Genomic DNA, 15,043 nt, shown 5'->3' on the forward strand with positions numbered 1-15,043 from the left:
CTTCGCGGCGGCTGAAGTGTCATGGGGCCCGTCAGTGTCATGAGGCCCGTCAGATGTAGGTGACGGGGTTACGGGACAGATGCGGGCTAGCGGTCGGGCGGCCGACGCGGGGGTCGTCACGCAAGAGCTCGCCCTCAAGAGCGTAACGGTCACCGTGTTTGGAGATGCCGATGATCCTCGCGACCGCGAGGACCGTGCCCGCGGTGTTGATGATCTGCACCTCGTCCTGAGACAGGGCCCGGTCCGCGTTGAACTTCCAGATGCCGCGGCCGGCTTCCCACGCCTCGTCCTCGCTCATGCCGCGGCGCCACCCGAGGGTGGTCCGCATCAGACGGTCGTCCGGGTCAGCCGCGCGCTCGGCACCGATCTGGATCTGCAGCACCCGCGCACCTCCCGGAGGAATACTATTCAACTTGTTACGAAGTTACCATGCGCGCCGTCGGAGTGGGGCGTGGCGAGCGACGGTGGACCTTTCGGCGCGTCACGGAGAAGCCGGGCCACCACCCGGAGAAACTCTCGCCATGACCGACGCACCGAAAGCAGTACTCGAAGGCGGCCCCGACGATCTCCCCGACCGGATCGTCCCTCTCACCGCACCCGGATCCGGGCCCGACATCAAGATCCCGTTCCGTGGCGGGTACGAACACTTCAGGGCCACGGCGCGCCACCGCGAGACGACCGAGGGGCAGTTGCCCGTCTACGAATGGTGGGAGCGCACGGAGGTCCCCGGGTAGGACCACCTCCGCTCAGGCATTCTCGGTCGCGTCGCGGGGCAGGAGGCGTCGGCACAGCTCGTCGATCAGTTCGCCGGCAGAGCCCGCGAGGACGTCGGGCACGGTGAGGTCGTCCACGATCATGCCGTACACGGCGAGGTACAGCAGGGTGACATCGACCCGGTCGCCGGGCAGCCCCGCGTCCAGATGGAAGCGGATGTTCTCCTCCAGCGCCACGCGGAAGATCCTGTTGAGCTCGGCGCCCAGTTCGGGCCGACGTACGCCCTCCAGGCGCAGCTCCAACATGGCGAGGTAGCTGCTGCGATCGGCGTCCATACGCCGGTAGACGTCGCGCAGAAATTGCGCGACCAGTTCGGGGGACGACGGGGCGGCCAGAGCCGCGGCGACCTCCGCCGGGTCCGGCGTCAGTCGCTCGCCAGCGCGTTCCATGATCTGCCGCAACAGTTCGGCGCGGTTGGCGAAGTAGTTGGAGCAGGTGCCGACGGGCACCTGTGCCTTGGCGTCCACCGCCCGCAGGGTCAGCCCGCGCGAGCCCTCGGCGGCCAGCACTTCGATGGCCGCGTCGAGCAACGCGGCACGGCGGGCCGGGTTCTGACGCATGAGATCCTCCAAAGACGTTGACACCACTTCAAATGAAGTACTACATTCAAAGCACTCCAAATGGAGGGTACATCGCAGTCACACACAGGAGTCAACTTGCGAGTTCGTTTCACCGCCCGACACGGCGCCGGCACCTTCACCGAGTTCAACCTCGGCGGCCGTGGCCCCCAGCCGCTGAAGCCCCGTTCGGTTCCCCGTCCCCGACCGCTCCCCAAGCCCGGCACCCGGCGGTGACCGGGGCGGGAGCCCAGCACAGCGCAACCAGGCCGCGGATGGCCGGTGTCGGTCGGCACAACACGACCACCGGACGATCAGTCCGGAACACCGGCCGCTCCGCGGCCGTGCGGTTTCAGGCAGTACGCCAAGCAGTACGCCAGGCAGCCCGGGACGGCGGTGCACAGCAGGGAGCGCGTGATGTCGGTCGCCTCCCGGACCCCCTTGCACAGGCCGCTGCCGTCGATCACCTTGTTGAAGTCGACTGACGTGAGCGGACCCCGTGCCGTCAGCCGCCGCTGCCCAGCACCACGGTCCGGGACGGTGTCGCCGTGGGCAGGGCGACCTGCGAAGCACCACTCCTGCGGTACTCCTGCGGGCTGACCCCCCGCACCCTCTTGAAGGCCGAGCTCAGCGCGAACGCGCTGCTGTAGCCCACCTGGTGCGCCGCCGTGGCCACCGTGACGTCCGATTCGCGCAGCAGGTCGGCGGCCATGGCCAGCCGCAAGGAGGCCAGGTACGTCATCGGCGGCTCCCCCACGACCTCGGTGAAGCGGCGGGCGAGGCCCGCCCGGGAGACGCCGACCTTGCGGGCCAGCGAATCCACCGTCCACGCATGGGCCGGATCACCGTGCAGAAGCCGAAGCGCGGGCCCCACCCTGGGATCGGACCGGGCGTGGTACCAGGCCGGCGCACCGGCATCCGGCTCGGCGAGCCAGGTGCGCAGCACACTGACGAAGAGCAGGTCGAGAAGGCGGTCGAGGACCAGCTCCTGTCCCGGCTCGTCGCGGCCGATCTCCTCGGCCAGCAGACCGACGAGCGGGGTGTCGCCGAGGTCGGCGGGCCGCACCAGGAGCGTGGGCAGGGCCCCCAGCAGTCGGCGACCGATCTCGCCGGGTGCCTGATACGTACCGCTGAGCATCACGGACGAGCCCTGCCCGAGCGGGTCGCCCCAGGTCCGCACCCCCAGCGCCATCGTGTCGGTGACGTCCTCCCCGACAGTGGTGTTGCAGCGCTGGTCGGGGCCGACTGTGATCTGGACGGGGGTGTCCTGCGCGTCGGCGATCGTGTACGGGTCGGGCCCCCGCAGCACGGCGATGTCACCGGGCCCGATGAGGGCCGGCACCCCGCCGTCCGGCATCACCCAGGCGCTGCCCTGGACCATGGTCGCCAGGGAGATCGGAGCGCGGTCCTCGACACGGAGCGACCAGGGCGGGTCGAAGACGGACTTGAGCAGGAAGGCTCCGCGCGCCTTCGGCCCGTCCAGGAGTCCGGTGAGCACGTCCATGTGGTGATCTCCCATTCGGCCTGCGGAGGCGGCACCGGGCCGGATCCGTACTGACGGTCCGTACTGACGATCCATGCTGGCGGTCCATGCCGGCGATACGTACCGACGATCCATGCCGGCGATACGTACCGGCGCTCTCAAATGGTGCCAGGCTGCTGCCGGGCGTCGTCAGACGTTCCAGACACCGGTGGCGGCGGCATCCTTCGCGAACGCCGAGAAGTCGCGCGGCTTGCGGCCGAGTACCTCCTCCACGCCGTTGACGACATCGGCGTTGCGCCCGTCGAGGATCAGGGAGAACAGGTCGGCGAACTCGACCGGCAGCCCGTTCTCCCGCAGGAACGCCCGGTAGTCGTCGAGAGTGACCGGGGTGTACGTGATCTCCCGGCCGGTGATCTGCGACAGCTCGGCGGCCACGTCGCGGAAGCTCAGCGACCGGGGCCCGGACAGCTCGTACGTCCTGCCGATGTGCCTGTCGTCGGTGAGGGCGGCGGTGACGACATCGGCGATGTCGTCGACATCCACGAACGGCTCCACGGCATCGGCGGTCGGCAGCGTCAGCTCGCCGGCGAGTACGGGCTCCAGGAAGAAGCTCTCGCTGAAGTTCTGGTTGAACCAGCTGGCCCGTACGACGGTCCAGTCGGCGCCCGATTCCTTGAGCTTGTTCTCGCTGTTGACGGCGCCGTCCTCACCGCGTCCGGAGAGCAGCACCAGCCGGCGCGCGCCCTTCTTCACGGCGAGCTCGGAGAAGGCGCCGACGGTTTCGGCCGCCCCCGGGAACCCGAGGTCGGGGTAGTAGGTGACGTATACGGATCCGACGCCGTCGAGCGCCGCGTCCCAGGTGTCGGCGTCCTCCCACACGAAGGGCGGCTCGCCGTTGCGGGATCCCACACGCACCGGCAGCCCCTGTGCGGTGAGCCGCTCCGCCACCCGGCTCCCGGTCTTGCCGGTGCCGCCGATCACCAGGATCGTCTTCGGGGCGGCCTGCTCGGTGTTCTGCTGGGTGCTGCTCTGCTGAATGTTCTGTTCGTTCGTCATGCAGATCAGTCAACTCCGGCGCGGCGAGACGAACCATAGCCACAACGCTCAACTACATACGCGTGCGTCTACGCACGGCAATCAGCGGCAGTCAGCGCGTTTCAGCAACGGTCAGGAGTTGTCGGCGTAGTCGGCGTAGAAGCCCTGGCCGGTCTTGACCCCGAGATGCCCGGCGTCCACGTACTTCTTCAGCAGTTCGCGCGGTCCGGCGGGCAGGTCGGGGCGCTCGACGGCGTAGTGGTTCTCGATGTCCAGGACGACGTCGAGGCCGACATGGTCCATCATGCGGAACGGCCCCGCAGGCGTGCCCATGTTGATCTGCCACATCTCGTCGACGTCCTGCGGAGTGGAGACGCCCTCGGCGACCACCGCCAGGGACTCGCGCTTGATGGCGGCCCAGATGCGGTTGAAGATGAAGCCCGTCGACTCCTTGTGCGCCTCGAAGGGGTACACGCCGTAGCGCGGCAGTTCGCGCTCCAGCAGGTCGATGATCGCCCGGTCGGTGTGGCCGTCGGACATGATGTCGATCGCGTTCTGCTTGGGCGGCATGTAGAAGTGCATGTTCAGCACCCGCTCGGGGTGCCTGACCTCGTCGATGAACTGGCTGGTCGGGTACGAGGAGGAGTTGCTGGCCAGGATGGCGTCGGGGTCGGCGAGACGGTCCAGCTCGCCGTAGACGCTCTTCTTCAGATCGAGGCGCTCGGGGACGGCCTCGACCACGAGCCAGGCTCCGGCGAGCGCCTCCGCCATGTCGTCCGTGACACTGGCCCGCCCCGGGGAGCCGCCCTCGATCCCGGCGGCGACCTCGGCCACGTTCTCCGCCACGTAGGCGCGTGCCGCCTCGCCCGCTTCCTTCGACTTGTCGTAGATGCGGACCTCACCACCGCGGGTGGCGAACATCAGGGCGATCCTGCGCCCCAGGGTGCCGGATCCGATGACGGCGACCGGACGGTTCTCGACATCGGCGGGAGCGGTGAAGGCCATGTTCTTCCTGCTCTCGGGCAGACAGCATGCGTCCCCGGTGCGCAGCCGCCGGGCTTCTCGACAGTCTCGGCCGCTCCCCCGGCAGCAGCAACCGAGATCGTCCCGACGGATGAACGGTGTACGTGGACGGCCGCGCCCGCAGGGTCAGGCCTCGCCCGTGAGCCGGTCGCGCTGGATCCGGTGCGCGAGGGCGCGGCGCACGGAGGCCGACACGGTGGCGGCGGCAGGGATGGCGCCGGCAGACGTGGTGACGGCAGACGTGGTGATGGTGGGCTTCGAGGGGATGTCGAGACCGCGGCTGATCCTGTCGTACGCGTCCTGGTACCCGGCCGGCAGCGTTGCCCGGTGCAGTCGCAGGTCCTCCTCGACGAGGCGTCGCAGCTCGTCGACGTTCTCGGGGGTGAAGCGTTTCTTCCCGCGCGCGACGGCGTTGACGTGGCGGGTGCAGCGGGCGGTGTCGGAGAGGGTCTCCGAGATCTCCTCGGCGAGGGCCCACAGCCGTCCTTCGAGCCATGGGGTGTCGTACTGGTCGAGAGAGAGCTCCATCGGGGGCGTCAGGTCGTCGTCCGGCCGGTGCTTCGCCATCTGCTTGGACACGGCGGGCTGGCTCATCGCCGCGAGCCGGGCGATCCTGTCCTGCGTCCAGCCGAAGCCGATGAACAGCTTGATCATCTCGGCGCGCAGCTTCCGCGTCTCCTCGCCCGCGCGGATGACCTCGTTCATGTCGGCGAGCATCCGCCCGGCCTGTTCCTCGGTCAGCGTCCCGGGGATCCGGTGTGTGCTCTCTTCGCCTGCCATGAGTCGGTTATACACCTCGTGGAACCAGCACCATAACCGGGTTGTACAACCTGGTTATGGCTGGCATGGTTCCCTGCCATGCCCACCTTCTGCGCACCTGACGGAACCCGGCTCGCCTACCGCGTACACGGAAACGGCGGCAGTGACGGCGACAGCGACTGCCACGACGCCCCGGTCGTCTGCGTCCCCGGAGGACCTGCCGATTCCCGCTACCTCGGCGATCTCGGCGGCCTGTCGGCGCACCGCCGGCTCGTCGTCCTGGACCTTCGTGGCACCGGGCGGTCCGCCGTTCCCGACGACGCCTCCTCCTACCGCTGCGACCGTCTCGTCGCGGACATCGAGGCCCTGCGCACCCACCTCGGTCTCTCCCGGATCGACCTGCTCGCCCACTCCGCCGGAGCGAACCTCGCGACGCGGTACGCGGCGCGCCACCCGAAGCGCATCGGCAGGCTCGCCCTGATCGCGCCGGGCACCCGGGCTCTCGGAATCACGATCAGCGGGGAGGCCAGGCGTGAACTCGCACGGCTTCGCGGGGCGGAACCGTGGTTCCCGGCGGCGTTCGCCGCGCTGGAGGCGATCACCGGGGGAACCGGCAGCGACTGGGAGGCCATCGGCCCCTTCCTCTACGGGCGGTGGGACGCCGCGGCGCAGCAGCACCTGATGGCGAGCCGGCCGGAAAACGAAGAGGCCGTCGCCCGTTTCGCGGCCGAGGGCGCCTTCGCGCCGGATGCCACCCGCGCGGCACTCGCCGGCCTCGGGGCTCCCGTCCTGCTGCTCGCCGGGGAGTTCGACGTGAACAGTCCGCCCGGATCGGTGGCCGAGGCGGCCGGCTCGTTCCCCGATGCCGCACTCGTCGTACAGCCAGGGGCGGGCCACTACCCCTGGCTCGACGACGCGGACCGGTTCGTGGCAACGGTCGTGGCGTTCCTGGAGTGACGTGCGGGTACGCACGCGCTCGCGCACCCGGCTGTTGCGGCCGTTCTACCGTTGCGCGAACCGGTCGAACGCCGCGTACAGGGCCTCACTCATGGCGGCGCTTCCCTTGTGGCCGGAGTCCTCGATGACCACGAGCTCCGAGCCGGGCCAGGCGTGGGCGAGTTTCCAGGCCGTGCCGAGCGGTCCGCTGATGTCGAGGCGGCCGTGGATCAGGACGCCGGGGATGCCGGCCAGGCGGCCCGCGTCGCGAATCAGCTGCCCCTCCTCCAGCCAGGCCCCGTGAGAGAAGTAGTGCGAACAGATCCGCACCAGCGCCAGCATGGCCCGGGGCGGCCTGCCGCCGTACGGGTTGGGCTTTCCGTTCGGCTCCGCGGAGAGGACCGCGTCCTCCCAGGCACACCAGTCGGTCGCGGCCTTGGACCGTACCTCCGGGTCGGGGTCGTCCATGAGGCGCGCGTACGCCCCGAGGAGGTCGCCGTCGCGGTCGGCCTCGGGGACACCGTCCCGGAATCGCTCCCACGCCTCCGGGAAGAACCGGCCGGCGCCCCGGTAGAGCCAGTCGATCTCACTGCGGCGAGTGCTGGTGACAGCGGCAAGGACGATCTCCGACACCCGCTCCGGGTACCGCTCGGCGTACGCGAGACCGAGCGTGGAACCCCAGGAGCTGCCGAACAACAACCACCGGTCGACACCGAGGTGTTCACGCAGCCGCTCCATGTCGGCAATCAGGTTCTCGGTGGTGTTGAGCGTCATGTCGGTGGTGTGATCGGCGGCGTGGGGCGTGCTCCGGCCGCAGCCCCGCTGATCGAACAGGATGATCCGGTAGCGCTCCGGGTCGAAGGACCGGCGCGAGCCCTCCGAGCAGCCCGAACCGGGACCTCCGTGGACGACGAGAGCGGGCTTTCCGTCGGGGTTTCCGCAGGTCTCCCAGTAGATGAGGTTGCCGTCGCCGGTGTCGAGCATTCCGTGCTCATAGGGATCGATCGGCGAGTACGGGGCTGTCATGTCCGCTTCTCCTTAGTGGAGTTCGTCAAGTTCGTGGAGTTCGTCGAGTTCGTCGAGACATAAGCCGAACACCATACGCACGGACCGAATGCGTCACCTGTTTGACTGGTGACGAACCGCGTGGGACAGTTCGGCGTCCGCACTTCGACTCGTACGAAGGGCTACGAATGATCAACAGGCGTACCTTCAGCAAGGTCATGGGACTGGGCACCGGCACGGCCGCCGCCTCCCTGACGGGCCTGGCAGTCCCCCCACCCGCGTCCGCCGCCGCGCAGGACGGGGCCGGGGCATCGGCCACTCCCACGGCCGGCCCCGGTTCGCACACGTCATTCGCCGCCCTGAAGCAGGTCAGGGCGGGCCTGCTGAACGTCGGCTACGCCGAGGCCGGCCCCGCCCACGGCCCCGTGGTCATCTGCCTGCACGGCTGGCCCTACGACATCCACAGCTTCGTCGACGTTGCCCCACTGCTGGCGGCGGAGGGGTACCGCGTGATCGTTCCCCACCTCCGGGGCCACGGCACGACACGCTTCCTCTCCGCACGCACCTTCCGCAACGCCCAGCAGTCGGCGGTCGCGCTCGACGTCATCGCCCTGATGGACGCCCTCAAGATCGAGAAGGCGGTGCTCGCGGGCTTCGACTGGGGGGCGAGGACCGCCGGCATCGTCGCGGCGCTCCGGCCGGAACGCTGCAAGGCCCTGGTGTCGGTGGGCGGCTACCTCGTCACGAACCTCGCGATGAACCTGGAGCCGCTGCCGCCCGCGGCCGAACACGCCTGGTGGTACCAGTACTACTTCGCCACGGAGCGGGGCCGAAAGGCCATGGCGGACCCCACGAAGCGGCGCGACCTGAACCGGCTCGTATGGGACACCGTCTCGCCGACCTGGGACTTCGACGACGCCACCTTCGAGCGCACGGCCGCATCCTTCGAGAACCCCGACTACGCCGACATCGTGATCCACAACTACCGCTGGCGGCTGAGCCTCGCCGACGGGGAGCGCCGCTACGACCACTTCGAGAAGCAGCTCGCCGCGCGGCCGGTGATCGAGGTTCCGGCCATCACCCTCGACGCCGAGCGCGACCCCTTCACCGCACCGGACGGGGACGCCTCGTACCGCGACAGATTCGCCGGCGCCTACGACCACCGCACCCTCAGGGGCATCGGCCACAACCTGCCGCAGGAAGCACCCGTCGACTTCGCCCGGGCCGTCATGGATGTGGACCGCTTCTGACCGCACCACTCAGAATCGTCACCGGCTTGACAGGTGACGAACCTGGTGTGACCCTGATATCAGCCCGGCGCTACGGCGCGATCCGCAACCGATCGAGCGGAGTCCGGCCATGAACACCAGCACCGCAAGCACTGCCAGCACCGCAAAGACTGCTGGCACCGTGAACACGGTGAACACGGTGAACACGGTGAACACGGTGAACACGGTGAACACGGTGAACACCGAGATCGCGGTGGACAGCGCGGCAGCGGCCCGGCACGAGCGGTTCGGGAAGCTGCCCGAGCGCGTGCCCTACCAGGACATGGTCGAGGTGCGGCCCGCCTCGCCGCACGAGTCCGCGAGGGATGCGTACGACCCGGAGGGTTCGTGGATGTCCTTCTCCTGCCTGGCTGCCGACCTCGGCCTGTAACCCCCGCGCCTGTCCCGAGCCTGTCCAGCATCTGTCACGCGCCCGCACTCGCCCCCGGCCCGCCACGAATCTGTCCGGGCCCGGCCCGGGCCCGGCCTGCCCCAGGCCCGCCCCCTGCACGCTCCCCTCCGCTCGACAGGAAAACCGCGAGGAGGCGCCGGGGGGCTGCTGTTAAGCTCGCGAGAGCGTTGATCGCGTATTTGAGGAGACCAGACATGGTGGGTGACGACGACATCTCGGGGTGAGACCCCGATCTGTCAGGCCACCGGCCGATGCCCAGGAGCATCGCCGTCGTGGCCGTTCCGTCGTCCCCTTCTTCCATGTTCCGGGCAGCATTCTGCGCCTGCCCGTATCTCATTCGAGGTATCTCCATGTCCGACGCCGCCATCATCTGCTCGAACCTCTCCTTCGCCTGGCCCGACGACACCCCGGTCTTCGACGACCTGTCCTTCGCCTTGGGCAACGGCCGGACGGGCCTGGTCGCGCCCAACGGCTCCGGCAAGAGCACCCTGCTCAAGCTGATCGCCGGAGAGCTGCGGCCCGGGGCCGGCTCCGTGTCCGTGGGCGGCACGCTCGGCCATCTCCCGCAGAGCCTTCCCCTCACCGGTGATCTCACGGTGGCCGAGGTCCTGGGCGTCGCCGCGGTGATCCGGGCCCTGGACGCCGTGGAGTCCGGGGACGTGAGTGAGGAACACTTCACGGTCATCGGTGACGACTGGGACATCGAGGAACGCACCCGGGCCCAGCTGGACCGGCTCGGCCTCACCGGTCTCGCCCTCGACCGAAGCCTGAACACGCTCAGCGGCGGCCAGGTCGTCTCGCTCGGTCTCGCGGCCCAGCTGCTGAAGCGGCCCGACGTACTGCTGCTCGACGAGCCGACCAACAACCTCGATCTCGACGCCCGCCACCGGCTCTACGACGTACTGGAGGACTGGAACGGCTGCCTCCTGCTGGTCAGCCACGACCGGGCGCTGCTCGACCGGATGGAGCGCATCGCCGAACTCGAACGCGGCGAACTGCGCTTCTACGGCGGCAACTTCAGCGAGTACGAAGAGGCGGTGCGGGCCGAACAGGAAGTCGCCGAGAAGAACATCCGCAACGCCGAACAAGAGCTGAAGCGGGAGAAGCGGGAGATGCAGCAGGCCCGCGAACGCGCCGAGCGCCGCGCGAGCAACGCCGCCCGCAACCTCAAGAGCGCGGGCCTGCCACGCATCTTCGCCGGCAACATGAAGCGCGGCGCCCAGGAGTCCGCGGGCCGGTCCGGCCAGTTGCACTCGTCCCGGGTCTCCGACGCCAAGGCCAGGCTGGACGAGGCGGGGCGCGCCCTGCGCGACGAGCAGCGCATCACGCTGGACCTGCCGGACACCGTTGTGCCGGCCGGGCGCACACTCGTGCTCGGCGAGCGGATGCAGGTACGCCACGGCGGCCGGGACCTGTTCACCGAAGCAGGTGTCGACCTGTCCGTCCGGGGCCCCGAGCGCATCGCGCTGACCGGTTCCAACGGCTCCGGGAAAACCACGCTGCTGCGGCTGCTCAATGGCGAACTGGAGCTGGACGGCGGGGAGATCAAGCGGGCCGACGGCCGGATCGCCTACCTGTCGCAGCGGCTGGACCTGCTGGATCTCGACCGTACGGTCGCAGAGAACTTCACCGCGTCCGCACCGCACCGGACAGAGGCGGAGCGGATGAATCTGCTCGCCCGCTTCCTCTTCAGGGGCCCCCGGGCCCATCTCCCGGTCGGGGTGCTGTCCGGCGGCGAGCGGCTGCGCGCCACGCTGGCCTGTGTGCTGTGCGCCGAACCAGCTCCGCAGCTGCTGCTCCTGGACGAGCCGACGAACAACCTGGACCTGGTGAGCGCGGGCCAGTTGGAGAGCGCGCTGGGCTCGTACCGGGGCGCGTTCGTGGTGGTCAGCCACGACGAGCGATTTCTCGCCCGGATCGGCGTGGACCGGTGGTTGCGGCTGGCCGACGGCAGGCTGACGGAGACCGGAGCGCCGGAGACAGGAACGCGCGGAACAGGGACTCAGGAGACGGGGACACGCGAAACAGAGACGCGGACGACGGGAACGCCCGAGATGTGAGCCGCTGATGTGCCGACCGGGCCCGCGCCCGAGGTGGAACACCACCCGGCGGGCCACAGCACTGCTCACATCAGGTGGACCACCATGTCTCGACCGTCCCTGCTCGCCCACGACGTCGTCCGCACCCTGGGAGCCAGGCGGGTTCTCGACGGCGTCTCTCTCACCGCCTCCCCCGGCCACCGCATCGGGCTGATCGGGGAGAACGGCGTCGGCAAGTCGACGCTGCTGCGGCTGCTCGCCGGAGTGGACGAACCCGATGCCGGGAGCGTCATCCGCCCTGCCGACCTGGGTTTTCTGCACCAGGAGTTGCCGTTCGACGACGCGTCGACGATCGCCGACGTGCTGGACGAGGCGCTGCGAGAGGCCCGCGACGATCTGGCCGAACTCGAACGTCTCACCGAACGGCTCGCCCACGTACCGCAGGACTCCCCCGACTCCACCGAGCTGCTCGACGCGTACGGCCGACAACTCGAACAGGCCCAGGACCGGGAGGCCTGGGACGCCGACCGGCGGGCCGCGATGGTGCTCGACGGGCTCGGCCTCGGCGCGTTCCGGCACGACCGGACGCTCGGCTCCCTCTCCGGCGGGCAGCGCGGTCGGCTGGCGCTGGCCGCGCTGCTGGTCCGGCGCCCTTCGGCGCTACTGCTGGACGAGCCGACCAACCATCTCGACGACGGCGCCGCCGCCTTCCTGGAGGAGCAGGTGCGCGGCCTGCCCGGGGTCGTCGTGGTGGCCAGCCACGACCGGGCCTTCCTCGACGCCGTCTGCACGGATCTGGTCGACCTCGACCCGGCCATGGACGGCCCGGTCCGCTACGGCGGCAACTACAGCGCCTACCTGGACGAGAAGCGTGCCGAGCGGGAGCGCTGGGAGCGGCGGTACGCCGAGGAGCAGGAGGAACTGTCGGCGCTGCGCCACTCGGCCGGGGTCACCGCACACCTCGTGGCGCCGGACCGGGAGCGGCGCGACAACGAGAAGATGGGCTACGGCCATCGTGCCGGTCGGGTGCAGAGCCAGATCTCGCGACGGGTGCGCAATGCCACGCGCCGGCTGGACGGGCTGGAGCACAGGCAGACCGGTGAGCCGCCGCAGCCGCTGCGATTCCACGGCACCGCACTGACGGCCACCGCGCCCACCGAGACCCCGGCGGTCGCCTCCCCCACCTCTCCTGGCTCCCCCGCCTCCCCCACCTCTCCTGGCTCCCCCAGCTCCCCCAGCTCTCCCGACTGTCCTGGCCCCTCCGACTCCCTCACCCCCCTCGTTTCCCTGCGCGATGTACGGGTGCCGGGCAGGCTCGCCGTCGCACGACTGGATGTACCGGCGACCGAGCGGCTCCTCGTCACGGGCGGCAACGGCGCGGGAAAGTCGACGCTGTTGTCCGTGCTCGCCGGGCGCCTCGCGGCCGAGGGCGACGTGCGCCGACGACCTGGGCTGACAGTGGGCCTGCTGGCCCAGGACACCGTGTTCTCCCGCCCCGACCGGACCGGCCGGGAGACCTATGAGCGCTCGCTCGGCGCCGAGCGGGCGGAAATGGTCCCGCTGCGCTCGCTGGGGCTGCTGCACGAGGCGGACCTGGACAAGCCGGTCGCTCAGCTGTCGGTCGGTCAGCGCCGCCGGCTCGCACTGGCGCTCCTGGTGGCGCGTCCGCCGGAGCTGCTGCTGCTCGACGAGCCGACGAACCACTTGTCCCCTCGGCTGTGCGACGAGCTGGAGGCCGCCCTGGGTACCGGGCCCGGCGCGATCGTCCTGGCCAGCCACGACCGCTGGCTGCGCAGACGCTGGCAGGGCCGCGAGATCCGGCTGCGCTCCGGCCGCGCGCACGGTGACGAGCCTTGCCCGCCCGATCGTCACCTGCCAGAATGGTGATGTGAACCTGGAACATGTCTTCGTATGCGGAAATCCGGCGCTCGACTTCGCCGCGACACTCCGGGCACGGCGCTCGGTGCGGTTCGAAATGCTCGTGACGCCGGAGCGGCTGAGGGCGTGGTACCTGGAATCGGGCATCGTCGACGCGGTCTCCCCCGGCGGCCGGGCCGACGTCGACCACGCGATCGCCGTACGGGAGGCCGTCTACCGACTGGTCACGGCCCGCCGCCTCGGTGAGGAGTACGCCGACGACGCCCTGGACGTGCTGAACGGTGCGGCGCGCAAACCGCCCGCCGCACCGCAGCTCACCGCCTCGGGGCGCTGGACGGAAGCGACGCCGGACGAAGCCCTGTCCACCGTGGCGCGCCAAGCGGTCGAGCTCCTGAGCGGGCCGGACGTACCCCTGCTCAAGGAGTGCGGCAACCCCGAGTGCACCCGCATCTACATCGACCGCTCCCGCGGGATGCGGCGGCAGTGGTGCGGCATGGAGTCCTGCGGGAACAAGATCAAGGCGGCCGCCTACCGCGCCCGCAAGAAGAGCGCGCACACGGCGACCGCACAGTAGCGGCCGACCAACAGCAACCGCCCGCCGGCAACGGCCGGTCAGTAGCAATTTCACGCCGCCCGTATCGATCCACTGCAGGGCATCTCTCCGGCCATCGAGTAAAAGGCCGGGCGCAGTTGGAGACTTCGGAATTGTCGACGGTGTTCCACGCGTCTCGGCGCAGGATCACCGCCGGCCGTTCGCGCAATACATCGCCGAGGAATCACCGAGGAACACCGAGGACCCGATAGGGCTCCCCAGGACAACCGGCGGCCCCTTTCCTTGATCGGCAACCCACCCGGCCCGCCCCGGCCACGACAGCCGACCGCCTCGGCCGAACACCAGGAAGCCCCGGCCCTTTTCGCACCACGCGAGGACCGGGGCTCCGTCAACCACGCCTAAGGGCTGTCCCGCAATTCCTGGTGGAACAGCGTGCGGCGTCAGATGCGGTGCATCGCAAGGCGGTGGGACGTCCACATACTGGATGTATGTGGACGTTCCGACAACGCGGCGAGGTGCCGTAGCTGTCGTCGCACGCCCGCCAGGAATTGCGGGACAGCCCTTAGGGACTCCGGGTCCCCCCGGCCTCGATTCCGGCAAGGCGTACCGCCGGCACCAGCGACGGCAGCAGCAGCCGCCAGAACCGCGCCACCGTCGACGCCGCGAGCCACGTCGAGTCCCGCACCCCGAGCACCTCGAATCCCACGGTCGCGGCCACCACGGCGGTACCCACGTCCCTGATCTCGGCCCCCCGGCACAGTTCGCCTTCGGCCTCGGCCCGTTGCAGCGTTTCCTCGACCCAGCAGCGCCAGCGCTCCCGCAGATCGACCCGGCGCACGCGGGACGTCTCGCCGCTCAGCGCAAAGCCGACGCGCAGCACCACATCGACGCGCAGCGCGTCGGCGAGCGCGTGGGTGACGTCGACGAGAAGCTGCACATGGCTCGCCCCGAGTGGCAACGTGCCGCTCGTGACGGCCAGCAACCTGGTCAGCGCCACCTCCTCGACGACGTCCACCAGGGCGGCCTTGCTGGCGAAGTGAAAGTGCAGCGCCCCATTGCTCACCCCCGCTCGCGAGCTGATCGCGGTGAGCGACGCCGTCGAGATGCCATCACGGTCGAAGACCTCGGCCGCGGACCGGATCAGGGTGTCACGCGTACGCACCGCACGTTCCTGTTTGGCCATCAACTGCTCCGTCATTGCCAGAAGTTGCCGTGCTTGCCAAAGGACAGGCGGCAACTATAACAAACCGTACATGCGGTTTTTGAAGGATCTCGCTCCTTCCCCCTGAAATCCCGAAGCGGCCCAACCCGTGCACCGGAA

Annotated in this window: 16 protein-coding genes; 7 read left to right on the forward strand and 9 right to left on the reverse strand. The window is 69.7% G+C overall.

The features are described from left to right. Positions 1–49 precede the first annotated feature (49 nt). Complete coding sequence (locus ACGF8B_RS38925; RefSeq protein ID WP_392747304.1) at positions 50–382, reverse strand: hypothetical protein; 333 nt, start codon at positions 380–382, stop codon at positions 50–52. Between the two features lie 139 nt (positions 383–521). Here ACGF8B_RS38925 and ACGF8B_RS38930 point away from each other — a divergent pair, with 139 nt between their 5' ends. Continuing rightward, positions 522–734, forward strand: a complete 213-nt coding sequence (locus tag ACGF8B_RS38930; protein WP_392747305.1) for a DUF5988 family protein — start codon at positions 522–524, stop codon at positions 732–734. Between the two features lie 12 nt (positions 735–746). On the opposite strand, the gene ACGF8B_RS38935 is transcribed toward ACGF8B_RS38930, so the two are convergent. The 5 genes from ACGF8B_RS38935 to ACGF8B_RS38955 form a co-directional block, all read right to left on the reverse strand. Next, positions 747–1,334 (reverse strand): TetR/AcrR family transcriptional regulator, encoded by a 588-nt coding sequence (locus tag ACGF8B_RS38935; RefSeq protein ID WP_392747306.1) that lies wholly within the window; start codon positions 1,332–1,334, stop codon positions 747–749. Between the two features lie 502 nt (positions 1,335–1,836). Continuing rightward, positions 1,837–2,835: an AraC family transcriptional regulator gene (locus ACGF8B_RS38940; RefSeq protein WP_392747307.1), complete on the reverse strand. Its 999-nt coding sequence runs from the start codon at positions 2,833–2,835 to the stop codon at positions 1,837–1,839. A 168-nt stretch (positions 2,836–3,003) separates the two neighbouring features. Continuing rightward, positions 3,004–3,870, reverse strand: coding sequence for an NmrA family NAD(P)-binding protein (locus tag ACGF8B_RS38945; RefSeq protein WP_392747309.1), 867 nt, complete (start codon positions 3,868–3,870; stop codon positions 3,004–3,006). A 111-nt stretch (positions 3,871–3,981) separates the two neighbouring features. Then, positions 3,982–4,854, reverse strand: a complete 873-nt coding sequence (locus ACGF8B_RS38950) for a 3-hydroxyacyl-CoA dehydrogenase family protein (RefSeq protein ID WP_392747311.1) — start codon at positions 4,852–4,854, stop codon at positions 3,982–3,984. A 144-nt stretch (positions 4,855–4,998) separates the two neighbouring features. Beyond that, positions 4,999–5,652, reverse strand: coding sequence for a sigma-70 family RNA polymerase sigma factor (locus tag ACGF8B_RS38955; protein WP_392747313.1), 654 nt, complete (start codon positions 5,650–5,652; stop codon positions 4,999–5,001). 78 nt (positions 5,653–5,730) lie between these two features. Between ACGF8B_RS38955 and ACGF8B_RS38960 the strand changes: the two genes are divergently transcribed. After that, a complete protein-coding gene (locus tag ACGF8B_RS38960; RefSeq protein ID WP_392747315.1) occupies positions 5,731–6,588 on the forward strand; it encodes an alpha/beta fold hydrolase in 858 nt (285 codons plus the stop codon). 45 nt (positions 6,589–6,633) lie between these two features. Here the strand turns inward: ACGF8B_RS38960 and pip are convergent, their stop codons facing one another. Beyond that, a complete protein-coding gene (pip, locus tag ACGF8B_RS38965) occupies positions 6,634–7,593 on the reverse strand; it encodes a prolyl aminopeptidase (protein WP_392747317.1) in 960 nt (319 codons plus the stop codon). 167 nt (positions 7,594–7,760) lie between these two features. On the opposite strand from pip, the gene ACGF8B_RS38970 reads away from it, so the two are divergent. Next, positions 7,761–8,822, forward strand: a complete 1,062-nt coding sequence (locus ACGF8B_RS38970; RefSeq protein ID WP_392747318.1) for an alpha/beta fold hydrolase — start codon at positions 7,761–7,763, stop codon at positions 8,820–8,822. Positions 8,823–8,840: 18 nt separating this feature from the next. On the opposite strand, the gene ACGF8B_RS38975 is transcribed toward ACGF8B_RS38970, so the two are convergent. Continuing rightward, positions 8,841–9,026: a hypothetical protein gene (locus tag ACGF8B_RS38975; protein WP_392747319.1), complete on the reverse strand. Its 186-nt coding sequence runs from the start codon at positions 9,024–9,026 to the stop codon at positions 8,841–8,843. Here ACGF8B_RS38975 and ACGF8B_RS38980 point away from each other — a divergent pair. From ACGF8B_RS38980 to ACGF8B_RS38995, 4 genes are all read left to right on the forward strand, one after another. Beyond that, a complete protein-coding gene (locus ACGF8B_RS38980; RefSeq protein WP_392747320.1) occupies positions 9,019–9,231 on the forward strand; it encodes a hypothetical protein in 213 nt (70 codons plus the stop codon). The two genes, ACGF8B_RS38975 and ACGF8B_RS38980, sit on opposite strands and share 8 nt — an antisense overlap. Before the next feature lie 371 nt (positions 9,232–9,602). Beyond that, positions 9,603–11,312, forward strand: a complete 1,710-nt coding sequence (gene abc-f / locus ACGF8B_RS38985) for a ribosomal protection-like ABC-F family protein (protein ID WP_392747321.1) — start codon at positions 9,603–9,605, stop codon at positions 11,310–11,312. 84 nt (positions 11,313–11,396) lie between these two features. Next, entirely contained in the window at positions 11,397–13,178 is a 1,782-nt protein-coding gene (locus ACGF8B_RS38990; protein WP_392747323.1) for an ABC-F family ATP-binding cassette domain-containing protein, read from the forward strand. A gap of 1 nt (position 13,179) precedes the next feature. Then, positions 13,180–13,743 carry a CGNR zinc finger domain-containing protein gene (locus ACGF8B_RS38995; RefSeq protein ID WP_392747324.1) on the forward strand — a complete coding sequence of 188 codons (564 nt, stop codon included), beginning with the start codon at positions 13,180–13,182 and terminating at the stop codon, positions 13,741–13,743. Positions 13,744–14,284: 541 nt separating this feature from the next. Here the strand turns inward: ACGF8B_RS38995 and ACGF8B_RS39000 are convergent. Continuing rightward, a complete protein-coding gene (locus ACGF8B_RS39000) occupies positions 14,285–14,920 on the reverse strand; it encodes a ScbR family autoregulator-binding transcription factor (protein ID WP_392747326.1) in 636 nt (211 codons plus the stop codon). Positions 14,921–15,043 lie beyond the last annotated feature (123 nt).

The organism is Streptomyces sp. NPDC047917 (assembly GCF_043204345.1).
GTDB classification, from domain to species: Bacteria; Actinomycetota; Actinomycetes; order Streptomycetales; family Streptomycetaceae; genus Streptomyces; species Streptomyces sanglieri.